The 11,514-nt window shown below is 45.4% G+C and carries 11 protein-coding genes and 1 other RNA gene; 6 read left to right on the top strand and 6 right to left on the bottom strand.

Features of this window, described 5'->3' with window-relative positions; genetic code table 11:
- Positions 1 to 77: 77 nt before the first annotated feature.
- The gene (locus tag ACO08K_RS29695) at positions 78 to 401 is read left to right on the top strand and encodes a TfoX/Sxy family protein (protein WP_421800137.1); all 324 of its coding nucleotides are present in this window, start codon (positions 78 to 80) and stop codon (positions 399 to 401) included.
- 70 nt (positions 402 to 471) lie between these two features.
- Here ACO08K_RS29695 and ssrA read toward each other — a convergent pair.
- Positions 472 to 864, bottom strand: a transfer-messenger RNA (tmRNA) gene (gene ssrA, locus ACO08K_RS29700).
- Between the two features lie 348 nt (positions 865 to 1,212).
- Entirely contained in the window at positions 1,213 to 2,448 is a 1,236-nt protein-coding gene (locus ACO08K_RS29705; RefSeq protein WP_421800138.1) for a hypothetical protein, read from the bottom strand.
- 189 nt (positions 2,449 to 2,637) lie between these two features.
- Here ACO08K_RS29705 and ACO08K_RS29710 point away from each other — a divergent pair, with 189 nt between their 5' ends.
- Positions 2,638 to 3,843, top strand: coding sequence for an NAD(P)-dependent oxidoreductase (locus ACO08K_RS29710; RefSeq protein ID WP_421800139.1), 1,206 nt, complete (start codon positions 2,638 to 2,640; stop codon positions 3,841 to 3,843).
- Between the two features lie 249 nt (positions 3,844 to 4,092).
- Here ACO08K_RS29710 and ACO08K_RS29715 read toward each other — a convergent pair whose 3' ends face one another.
- Both ACO08K_RS29715 and ACO08K_RS29720 read right to left on the bottom strand, forming a co-directional pair.
- Entirely contained in the window at positions 4,093 to 5,043 is a 951-nt protein-coding gene (locus ACO08K_RS29715) for a phosphoribosylaminoimidazolesuccinocarboxamide synthase (RefSeq protein WP_421800140.1), read from the bottom strand.
- Positions 5,044 to 5,181: 138 nt separating this feature from the next.
- Positions 5,182 to 5,607, bottom strand: a complete 426-nt coding sequence (locus ACO08K_RS29720) for a hypothetical protein (RefSeq protein ID WP_421800141.1) — start codon at positions 5,605 to 5,607, stop codon at positions 5,182 to 5,184.
- 192 nt (positions 5,608 to 5,799) lie between these two features.
- Between ACO08K_RS29720 and ACO08K_RS29725 the strand changes: the two genes are divergently transcribed.
- Positions 5,800 to 7,038 (top strand): sensor histidine kinase, encoded by a 1,239-nt coding sequence (locus ACO08K_RS29725; protein ID WP_421800142.1) that lies wholly within the window; start codon positions 5,800 to 5,802, stop codon positions 7,036 to 7,038.
- Between the two features lie 9 nt (positions 7,039 to 7,047).
- Positions 7,048 to 7,743, top strand: a complete 696-nt coding sequence (locus ACO08K_RS29730; protein WP_421800143.1) for a response regulator transcription factor — start codon at positions 7,048 to 7,050, stop codon at positions 7,741 to 7,743.
- A 137-nt stretch (positions 7,744 to 7,880) separates the two neighbouring features.
- Here ACO08K_RS29730 and ACO08K_RS29735 read toward each other — a convergent pair whose 3' ends face one another.
- Entirely contained in the window at positions 7,881 to 8,435 is a 555-nt protein-coding gene (locus ACO08K_RS29735; protein WP_421800144.1) for a YqgE/AlgH family protein, read from the bottom strand.
- A 66-nt stretch (positions 8,436 to 8,501) separates the two neighbouring features.
- The gene (gene fabD, locus ACO08K_RS29740) at positions 8,502 to 9,383 is read right to left on the bottom strand and encodes an ACP S-malonyltransferase (protein WP_421800145.1); all 882 of its coding nucleotides are present in this window, start codon (positions 9,381 to 9,383) and stop codon (positions 8,502 to 8,504) included.
- Positions 9,384 to 9,484: 101 nt separating this feature from the next.
- Between fabD and ACO08K_RS29745 the strand changes: the two genes are divergently transcribed.
- Both ACO08K_RS29745 and ACO08K_RS29750 read left to right on the top strand, forming a co-directional pair.
- Complete coding sequence (locus ACO08K_RS29745; RefSeq protein ID WP_421800146.1) at positions 9,485 to 10,558, top strand: sensor histidine kinase; 1,074 nt, start codon at positions 9,485 to 9,487, stop codon at positions 10,556 to 10,558.
- 12 nt (positions 10,559 to 10,570) lie between these two features.
- A complete protein-coding gene (locus ACO08K_RS29750) occupies positions 10,571 to 11,311 on the top strand; it encodes a LytR/AlgR family response regulator transcription factor (protein ID WP_421800147.1) in 741 nt (246 codons plus the stop codon).
- Positions 11,312 to 11,514: the final 203 nt, after the last annotated feature.

Below are 11,514 nucleotides of genomic sequence, written 5' to 3' on the forward strand. Positions count from 1 at the left end.
TCGGATCATTTCACAGGGTATACAACTGTTGAACTTCCACTCCTCCAAGTTAAACTTTTTTAAGCAAAAACAATACCATGGCCTCCGATCAAACATTCGTTGACTTCATTGTAGACCAAATTGAAAATGCTGGGGAAATCAGCGCCAAAAAGATGTTCGGAGAATACGGGCTGTATTCCGGAGAGAAACTATTCGCTTTGATTTGTGATAATAAGTTGTTCATCAAGCCTACCCAGGCTGGGCGTACTTTTATAGGGGATGTGGTGGAAGCGCCTCCATATCCGGGGGCAAAGCCTAGTTTTTTGATTGAAGAAAAGGTTGAAGACAGAGGGTGGCTAAGTGAGTTGGTGAGGATTTCGGCGGCCGAATTGCCCATGCCAAAGCCAAAAAAGAAGAAATAGAGTAAAAATTGGGGAGTACAACCTAAAAAAAGAGCGCTGAAAATCTTAAAAAATTTGATTTTCAGCGCTTTAGTGGAGGCGGCGAGAGTCGAACTCGCGTCCAGAGAAAGCACTCATTAGCCTTCTACATGCTTAGTTGCTTATTTTGGTCTCAGCACAAGGGTAGGTCCAGCAACGCACCAGTCTTGTACCCAGCCCGTAATCTCAAACAATGACGCGGGCCGCATCATTGTTCCAGCCTAGCATTGGTGATGTACGGGTGCGGGCCGGTTAGGCATAGGCCGAGGCTCCGTGGAGCCGTGCACCGTCGTACAATGACTTTCTAATTCCTAGAATTAGGCAGCCATGGCGTAGTTAGATTCGCCATTTATGGTTCGATGATTATTTTTTATACGGAGTAAACCATCATTCTCCGGCATGCTTACCAATCAGTCGACAATCCTGTCGATACCATTACGCCCCCATTTTCAAAGATCATTGCTATTGCTTAGCTACTGCACAATAACCCGCCAAAGGTATTAAAAGTTCCAGTAGTCCCCAATAAAAAAATTGCGTGATCTCCAACAAAGGCGATCACGCAATGGTAAAGTGGTCACTAAGACCTCGTTGTGTGTTTTCTCATAGTAATGTTCTCCAGCTCAGTAGTGGAGATTAAAGCATGGGATTATGCAAAGTGGCTCAAGCGGCCTTCTGTTCTTGGGATATTTGTCAGCAGTTGATCGTTCTTTCGTGCTTTATACTCTTTCAGACGGGATGTTATTCAAAAGTCACTTATACGCGAAAAAAAAATTTGAAAACATTTCAACAACGGTTACAAACGAGTATTGACGATGTTGTTGTACAAAGCTCCAAAAGTATAGCGCACCCCAAAATTGACGTTGGAATTGTAAGCCGTAGCGAGTTGTTTTTGGCCCAATAAAATGTCTTCTAAAGTAGTATTTCCTCGGGGTAATGTGATTTGATCATTTACGATGCGGAAGGTGCCGCCCATGTTGAAGGTCATACCTTTAAAAACCCGGACCCCTACCCTACCGTTGATGGATAAATGGTTGCGCGACCAGTCATTGAGGAAACAGCTGCCTTGCATAAACATGGTCACATCGCCCCAATCCCGACGCAGCCTTAGGTTGACATCCATGACGTGGCTGAATACCTTATCTTCCATTTTGAGGAAAATAGTCTCTTCAAAATACCGATTGTACAAGCGCCCGACGTGATAGGCTACTGTAAACTCTCGGGTAACCACCTCGGAATAAGGCAAAATGCTGTACTCAATTGCCGGAGCAAGCCACATCCCCAGTTTTACATTATTATAGGTGTTGGAATAAATGTTGTTGAACACGCCCAGAGACCAGTGCTCCCCTAAACTTTTCACCACTTTCCCATTGTAACCATTTTGCCGACGGTAGGAGCGAATTTCTTCTTCATCGGTGCGCACTACCCTTTCCTGAAAATAAAAATTGGGTTCAATGCGAATGCGCCATTCCGGAGTTAGGTGTTCAGCATAAAGGCCGTAGCGCAAATCAAAAGTGCTGCGCAGGGATTCCTTGTCCCAGTTCAAATTGGAATAAGCTTCAAACAACCAGGAATCCATCAACTTTTTGCCTTTACCTACTGGAATCGTCTCTTTGGGCTTTGCCTGGTTTTTTACGGCCAAATCAAAATTAGATGCCAGAGCAGTTTGGGCTACAAAAGGGACCAAACCCAGCTTGAGGGTCCGCACCAGGCCCTGCTGTTTTTCCAGGTCCGTCATGGTAGGTTCCGCCTGGAATTTCAAGGTGAATTTGTCATCGTCAAAACCCTCTTTGCCCAAAAACTCGAGTTGATGAACAGCGCCGCTCCCCCCGGTAGATTGGGAACTGACGAGGATATGCACCTGTGCCCGTAGAGGGTCATTGGCATAGTTGACAAACTTGATTTCGTTCTTGACGAAGTTGAGGTCACAGCCTGGGCAGTCCAGGAAAACATTGATTTGATCTTCAGCGGTTTGGGCAAAACTTACAGCACTTGTGACCAAAGCAAAAAACAGGATGAGGATCCGACACATAGCAGTAGTATATTTAATGGATTATGGTTCTTCAAAAATGTTGAATATACTTAAACATCGAAATTACATTATGCCTTGATTCGTCATGCTCAAAGGAGACGAGTAACCCATTTTTGATGTAATATTGCAGTTTAAGTGCCTCTTTGTATCTACGAACAGGCACGTATTGTCCCTAACCAGAAATAGTTTATGTTAAAAATTGGCATCATCCGGGAAGGTAAAGTGCCACCAGACGCACGGGTTCCGCTGAATCCGAGTCATTGTGCGTTGGCACAGAAGGAGTTCCCGGTAAGCATCCTTGTTCAACCCTCTGCAGGGCGTTGTTTTGCTGACGAAGAATACCAGCAGGCTGGCATCGAATTGGCCGAAGACCTGCGTTCCTGTGATGTGTTGATGGGTGTCAAAGAGGTGCCTGTTGACCTGCTGATACCCGAAAAAACCTACTTTTTTTTCTCACACACCATCAAGGAGCAGTCCTACAACCGGAAATTGTTACAAGCCGTTTTGGCCAAAAACATCCGCCTGATTGACTACGAAGTGTTGACCGATGAGCAAGGGCAACGTCTGATTGCTTTTGGCAAATTTGCCGGGATGGTTGGTGCACACAATGCCTTGTGGACTTACGCCCAACGGACGGGTAAGTTCCAGCTCAAACGGATGAAAGACTGCAAAGACTACGCCGAAGCCATTGATATTTACAAGCGTACGCCCTGGCCACCCATCAAAATTGTGCTGACTGGCAGCGGCCGGGTAGGCATTGGTGCAGCAGTCGTTTTGCGCGATATGGGCATTCGGGAAGTGGACCCAATCGAGTTTTTGATGGAGGAGTTTAAAGAAGCTGTTTTTACCATCTTGCACTCCGAGGACTATGCCGGGCGCAAGGATCGGCACCATTTTGACAAGCCGCGTTTTCATAGCCACCCGGAGGAGTACCGCAGCATTTTTGAGCCCTATTTCCAAACGGCGGATGTGATGATCAACGGGATTTTTTGGAACAATCGGGCACCGGCGTTTTTCAGTAAAGAAGAAATGCGCAGACCGGACTTTCGCATTCGGGTGATTGCGGATGTGACTTGTGATATTGCGCCAATCTCCTCCATCCCTTCCACCTTAAAAGCTTCAACCATTGCCGAACCCGTTTTTGGTTACGATCCCTTTACAGAAGCCGAATGCGCACCCTATCAGGAGCATTGCATCGACATGATGAGCATCGACAACTTGCCGAATGAATTGCCACGGGATGCATCAACGGCTTTTGGGTCAATGTTTATTTATCGTATCTTGCCTGAGTTGTTGAAAGAAAATAGTGAGGTGTTGGAGCGAGCGACGATTGCTGAAGGGGGGGAATTGATGCCGAGGTATGGTTATTTGCAGGGGTATGTGGAAGGTGGCTAAGGTTAAAATAACTTGGAATGTTTTGATCCGATCAGATGGTTTAAATGCCCTCGAAATTGTGCATATTTAAGCTTTTCGAAAGTCTGAAACTTTCGAAAAGAGGAACCAAATTTGTGCATAACCTCTAGCATAAAAGCGCCTTTTCAAAAGGTTCAGCCTTTTGAAAAGTTCTTTAGCGCAAGATTTAGGACGTTTACCAAAAACCAGTTGATTAAGATTGCACCCCAAAATGGCAACCTTATTATAAAGCTAGGCTTTGAGCCAATTCAAAATGTTCCGCTCAATGCGTTCCTGAATATCCGCCGTATCCGCCTTCACAAAATCCGTTCCCGTAATCCGCTCATACAATTCGATGTAGCGACTGGAGATTTCCCAAACGAACTCGTCAGACATGCTTGGTATGGTTTGCCCTTCCTTGCCTTGAAAGCCATTTTCAATCAGCCATTCACGGACAAATTCTTTGGAGAGTTGTTTTTGGCGTTCACCCTTGGCTTGGCGCTCGGCGTAACCATCCAGGTAAAAATAGCGGGAGCTATCGGGAGTGTGGATTTCGTCGATGACGTAAATTTTGCCGTCCTTTTTGCCAAATTCGTATTTGGTATCTACCAGAATCAAACCTTGTTTGGCAGCCATTTCAGTGCCCCGCTGAAAGAGTGCACGAGTATACGCTTCCAATTGAAGGTAGTCTTCTTCACTCACAATACCTTTGGCGATGATGTCTTCGCGACTGATGTCTTCATCGTGACCCTCTTCCGCTTTGGTGGCGGGGGTGATAATCGGTTCCGGAAAACGGTCATTTTCACGCAGACCCTCAGGCAAGGATACCCCACAAAGGCTACGTTCGCCGCTGGCGTAAACCCTGGCCGAATGCCCTACCAAATAGGCGCGAATCACCATCTCTACCCGAAAAGGCTCACAAGCATAACCTACTGCTACGTTGGGATCGGGAGTGGCAATCAACCAATTGGGGACAATGTCTTCGGTAGCTTTTAAAAAATGGGCGGCAATTTGATTCAAGACCTGCCCTTTGTAAGGAATGGGCCGTGGCAGGACATAATCAAAAGCAGAAATACGATCGGAGGCGATCATCAACAATTGATCACCAAGGGTATATACATCACGTACCTTGCCTCGGTAAAATGCGGTTTGGCCCGGTAGTTGAAAGTTGCTTTCGCGAATGGCGTGTTGTTCAGGTAACATAAGTTGAAGGTTCGAAGGTTCCAGAGTTCCTGGGGTTGGGGCAAAAGTACAATTCCAGCCTGATTCGGCCAAAATAATTGCATAAACCCGTAAATTCCTAACCCATCAGTTCCTGGTACCTTCGAACTTCCAGAATCACTACAACGCTGCGGTAGCTTTGGTAGTCTTTGCAGCAGCCTTAGAGGTCGACGCTTTCATCGCTCCAGTTTTTGGACATTTGCTGGGATCACAATTCGCAGGGTCACATTTGCTCAAGTCGCACTTGCTTAAGTCACAGTTGCTTGGGTCACAAGATTTAGTGGTAGCCGCCTTGAAATTGGTAATGCCACTTACAAAAGCTGCAAGACTGGGAGCTGTTTGAGTTGAAGCAGTCGAAGACTCGCTACACTTACTGGTAGATGCTGTGCTGGCAGTTGCTTTCGCCATGTCGCAGCCGCTTTTCTTTTCAGAAACGCTGGCTGTAGAAGTAGTGCTAGCCTTGGCTTTGTCGCAGCAAGTTTGAGCATTGAGGGCATTCATACCCATGAACATCAGAGCAAAGAGGATTAAAAATGAGTAACGCATGAGATTTGGTTAAAAATGATTCACCCAGATCCGCTGAGTTGCCGGTGTTGTTCGCTTTGAACGATACAAAAGTAGACCCTAAGGGTTGATTGAGGTGTTTTATTCCTGTTATTCACTTGTTAAGCGCCTGTTAAAATAGCCTGGCTATGGTTTTTTTGCTGTTTTTTTGTAACAGATTTTAGCTAGAATCCTATGAGAACGAATCGAATAAAAATAGTCATTGCTGCTTCTTGTCTGGCACTGCTGGGTTTAATTGCCATCCAGGTGCGTTGGATGAACTATTCCCGGGTATTGCTGGACGAACAATTCGAGCATCGGGTCGACATGGCGCTTTGCAATGCGGTACAAACCACCGCCGAAGAGCCGCTAAAAAGTACGGTAGGCATGACCTGTGCCAACAGCAAGGAAGGCTGTTGTGCAGATGCTGTTTCGGAAAGTATGATCCTCAGCGACGCACAATTGCGCAAAAACCTAGATCGTTCCCTGGCTTTTTACGACATTAACCTGCCCTATAATGTAAATGTAGTCAATCCTGGTCAAAAGAAAGACAACACAGCCAAAGCTTATTCTTGCGCCCTGGATCCTCTGGTTGTAGATGATACGCGCAGGCTGGAGTTGAGTTTCCCCACCAAACAAAGTTATTTGCTCGGGCAAATGAATGTGATGATCGGCAGTTCCATCCTGATCCTGAGTGTCATTCTGCTGGTGTTTTTTGCGGCCAGTTATTACCTGCTGAAACAAAAACGCCTCTCCGACCAAAATATCGATTTTTTCAACCACATGGCGCATGAATTCAAAACGCCACTGACCAATATCAAGTTAGCTGCCAATTTGTTGGCCCGCAAAAAACCAGAGCTCAAAGACGACCAGGTTTTACAAGTCATCGGCAAAGAAAGCAATCATTTGATCCACCAAATTGAGCGTTTTTTGCAAATGGCCAGTTTGGAGTTCAATAAAAACCCCTTGCAGCGGCATAGCTTGGATCTGGAACTTTTGATCCGCGAAGTCATCGAAGACCTGACCCCACTCATCCGCGAAAAAGAAGCCGTAGTGGAGCTGGAAGTGAAAGGCTCCTTGCCCCCCATGACGGGTGATGCCTTACACCTGCGCAATGCCTTTCGCAACCTGATCGACAATGCCCTGAAGTACTGCGAAGTCAAACCCAATATTCAGATCGCCCTGGAAGTGGGCAAGAATGAGCAAATCCAGGTGGCCATTCGCGACAATGGTCTGGGCATTTGTGAAAGTGAGTTATCGAGCATTTTTAAAGACTTCAATCGTGGGGAGGAAGCCACCGCCAAACGTTTCAGTGGTTTTGGACTGGGCTTGGCTTACGTCAAAAAAATTGTCGATCTGCACAAGGGAGTTATTGCTGTTGATAGCACCCAAAAACAAGGCACCTGTTTTTCCATGAGTTTTCCTACCAAATAAAAAGGGATTATGGCCGTCAAAGGGAATATTCTGCTGGTTGAAGACGATTTGAATCTGGGTTTTTTGCTGATGGAATTGTTGGAGTCTGAAGGCCACAGCGTAAAATTGGCGCGCAATGGCCAAAACGGCCTGGATCATTTCAAAAAAAACGGCTTCGATCTTTGTATTCTGGATGTGATGTTGGGCGATACCGATGGTTTTCAGGTTGCCAAACAAATCCGTTTGGAGAACGAGCAGATTCCCTTCCTTTTCCTCACCGCCCGCGTTTTGAAAGAAGATCGACTGAAAGGATATGCACTGGGTGCCGAAGACTACATCAGCAAACCTTTTGACGAGGAAGAGCTGTTGTGCAAAATAGCAGTGATTCTACGCCGGAACCATGCCCAAGTCAGTACCGAACTACCTGTACAATTCCAAATTGGTGATTATTTTTTTGACTACAAACGCCAGGAGCTGGTGTACGGTGATCAGGTAGAACGAGTTACAGAAAAGGAAAACGAGGTGTTGCGCCTACTCTGCCTACATCAAGACAACATCTTGCGCCGTGACGACGCTGTGGAAAGGATATACGGGGAAAAAGATTATTTTTTGGGCCGCAGTTTTGATGTGTTCATTTCTCGTCTGCGGAAAATGCTGCGCCACGATCCCCGGATTAGCATTGAAAATGTTTTTAAGGTGGGATTTATTTTAAAAGTGAAACAGTAGAGACGTTGCATGCAACGTCTGTACATGTGCATGCAACGTCTGTACATGTGCATGCAACGTCTGTACATGTGCATGCAACGTCTGTACATGTGCATGCAACGTCTCCACAATTGCATGCAACGTCTCTACCGTGTTTATCAATTCCAATTCGCCGAGTCCGGCATTTGCGCGATCACCGTATACGTTTTCCCTTTATTCTTCATGATTTCCTGCCACAACTCGTTAGGGTCCATTTTGAACAAATAATTGGCATCTGTATCGGCAATCACCCAGGAACCTGTAGTCATTTCTTCCGATAACTGCCCTTCGCCCCAGCCAGTATAGCCCAAAAAGAAACGGATATTGCTGGGTTGAATCAGTTCAGAAGCAATCAGGAATTTGAGTTTTTCAAAATCTCCACCCCAGTACACCCCATTGGAAACCTTGATGCTGCCCTCCAAAAGATCACCTACATTGTGCAGGTAATGAAGTGTAGTTTCGGATTCAACTGGCCCACCAAAAAACACCTCTGCATCAAATTCCGGGAAATCTTCCAAAATGGCGTTGATCCGATGGTTCAGTGGACGATTGATGACAAAGCCAATGCTGCCATCATCACCATGGTCGCACAGCAATACTGCGGCCCTTTTGAAGTTTGGATCCAACATAAAGGGTTCCGCTAACAGAATTTTTCCAGCTTTTAGCGCCTTCATAGGGTTGTGGTTGCCCACGGGAAGCACAAGAAGGATTCCCGTGGGTATATCATGGGTGATCGTCGGTTACAATGCGCTGGTTGGAAAAGCGCGATCAATTTTTTTCACCAGGCCTTGCAACACTTTTCCGGTTCCTCCTACTTCTACAAACTCGGTAACGCCTGCCTGAATCATGTTTTGCATGGTTTGGGTCCAGCGTACTGGTGCAGTCAATTGTTCAATCAACTTTGCCTTGATTTGCTCTGGGTCTGTTTCAGCCTGAGCATTCACGTTTTGATAAATGGGGCAAAGCGGCGCGGCAAATGTTGTTGCATGGATCGCTGCCGCCAATTCTTCCTGAGCAGGTTGCATCAGGGGCGAGTGGAAAGCGCCGCCTACCTGCAACAAAATTGCTTTGAGCGCTCCGGCCTCTTTGCACAAATTTACTGCTTTTTCTACTCCAGAGATGGTGCCAGAAATCACCAATTGACCAGGGCAATTGTAATTTGCAGGTACCACCAAATCGTCACTGATGGAAGCACATATTTCTTCTACTTTTTCATCGGACAAACCCAATACGGCGGCCATGGTGCTGGGCTGAATTTCGCAGGCTTTTTGCATGGCCATCGCCCTTTTGTACACCAGAGTGAGAGCAGCTTCAAACGACAGGGATTTGGCTGCTACCAAGGCCGAAAACTCACCTAGTGAATGCCCGGCAACGGCATCCGGCTGAAAGCCATCCCCCGCCAAATTTGCTTTGACTATAGAGTGTAAAAAGATGGCAGGTTGGGTGATTTTGGTCTGTTTGAGGTCTTCTTCCGTCCCTTCAAACATTACATCCGTAAGCGAAAAGCCCAGGATTTCATTGGCTTGATCAAACAATTTTTTTGCGCTCGCGTCGCTCTCATAAAGGTCTTTTCCCATTCCCACAAATTGGGAACCTTGTCCTGGAAAAATGTAAGCTTTCATGCAGTACTACTTTTTTCGCTACAAAAGTACTATTTTGTTGATTAGTTTATCCGATAATTTGGTGGCGCCTGGTTAGGCAAGGCGTTGTCAACAATTCAACTATGGAAACGGTTATCAGAAACCCTTTAAAATCAGGTGAAAAAATCACCGATCTGATCTTTTCAGCGCGAGGAGCATACCACATGCTTTTTTGGGTCATCGTCTTGTTGATCCTTACCATTGTAGAAGGTACGCAACGGGGCTTCTTTTTTACCATCACCAATGAGTTGATCACCATTTTTTTTTCAGCTTTGATCGTCTACATTAATTTATTGTACCTCATTCCAAACTACCTTACTCAAAACCGCTTTTTGACTTATGCCTTGTTGCTCGTTTTGGTCGTACTCATCCTTACACCAATAAAAACCTTGATTTTTTATTTCAAATTTGCCCATTACCCGCTTGAACAAGGAGAAATTCAGCAGACCCAGCTGGCCTTTTTTTTGTTTCACTTTTTGTTCGCCACGGGCTCAACCATATTCAAAATTGTCACTGATTGGTTTTACTACCTTCGCGAAAAACAAGTGCTGGAAACCGAAACCATGCAATCAGAATTGCGTTTTTTAAAATCGCAGATCAATCCTCATTTTTTATTCAACACCCTTAACAACTTATACGCGCTAACCCTCAAAAAATCAGACCTCGCCCCCGAGATAGTCATCAAACTTTCGGAAATGATGCGCTATATGCTCTATGATTGCAACGAAAAGCGTGTACTTTTGAGCAAAGAAGTGGCTTATTTGCAAAACTACCTCGATCTGGAAAAATTACGGCAGGGCAATAATGTGACCATCAATTTCACGGTAGAAGGTCAAATCAGCGAACAGAGAATTGCGCCCCTGTTGTTTATCCCTTTTTTGGAAAATAGCTTCAAACATGGATTAAATAGCTATATTACCAACGGGGGATTTGTAAACGTACTCTTACAGGTGGACCAACAAACGGTGCATTTTTCGATTGAGAACAGCAAACCCGAAAAAGTGCCCATTGCGGACCCCAACCGACGTAGTGGCGGGATTGGTTTAGTCAACGTACACCGCAGACTTAACCTCATGTATCCCAACCATTACGAACTAAAAATCGACAATAACCCTAAAACGTACATTGTCGATTTGATGATTGAATTAGACGAATAACCAAATAAGGTCATGATCAAAGTAATCATCGTAGATGACGAACCGTTGGCTCAAGATGTATTAGAAACTTATGTAGAAAAGTTTCCTGAACTGAGTCTGGTCCAAAAATGCAACAATGCCCTGGAGGCTAACGAAGTCCTGAAAAATCAAGACATTGACTTGATGTTCCTCGACATTCAAATGCCCCAATTAACCGGGATTGATTTTTTAAAAACCCTAACCCGGCCTCCTTTGGTCATTTTCACCACGGCCTACCCCAATTATGCCTTGGAGGGCTTTGAGCTGAATGCCCTGGATTACCTCCTTAAACCCATCTCGCTTGAGCGTTTTATCAAGGCAGTCAACAAGGCTGTAGAACAGATCAAACTCCAGCGCAACGAGCCGGGCTCGGTCAGCGCCAATGCGGCGGAGGGTGGTGATCATCCCGACTACATCTTTGTCAAGGCAGACAAAAAGCTGGTCAAGGTCAATTACCATGATATCATTTACATCGAGGGCTTAAAGGATTACGTCATCATTCGGATGGAAAACCAACGGGTGATTACCCTACAAACCATGAAAAGTTTGGAGGATAAACTTCCGGCGCCACGTTTCAAACGCATTCACCGTTCTTACATCATCAATATCGATAAGATCAATGCCATTGTAGGCAACATGGTAGAAGTAATGGAAAAAAACCAGCCTAAACATTTGCCGATTGGGAAAAACTATCGGGATGAGTTGAATGATATGATTGAGAAGAACAAGTTATAAACACTTCTAGACCAAAAGGCCATGTCGCAATTGACATGGCCGTACGATAATTATAATCCCATGAACATATCCAAATTTGGAGGGAAGAGTGCTCGCTCTTCCAGATTTGTACTATAGCTTTTCCTACCATTCGTAGTCCTCACCACTTTTCACTTTAGTGCAATACAAATATTTCACTTTCTTTTGGAGAAAACAAGCGTCGA

The sequence above is a fragment of the Haliscomenobacter sp. genome (assembly GCF_965225875.1).
GTDB lineage: Bacteria > Bacteroidota > Bacteroidia > Chitinophagales > Saprospiraceae > Haliscomenobacter.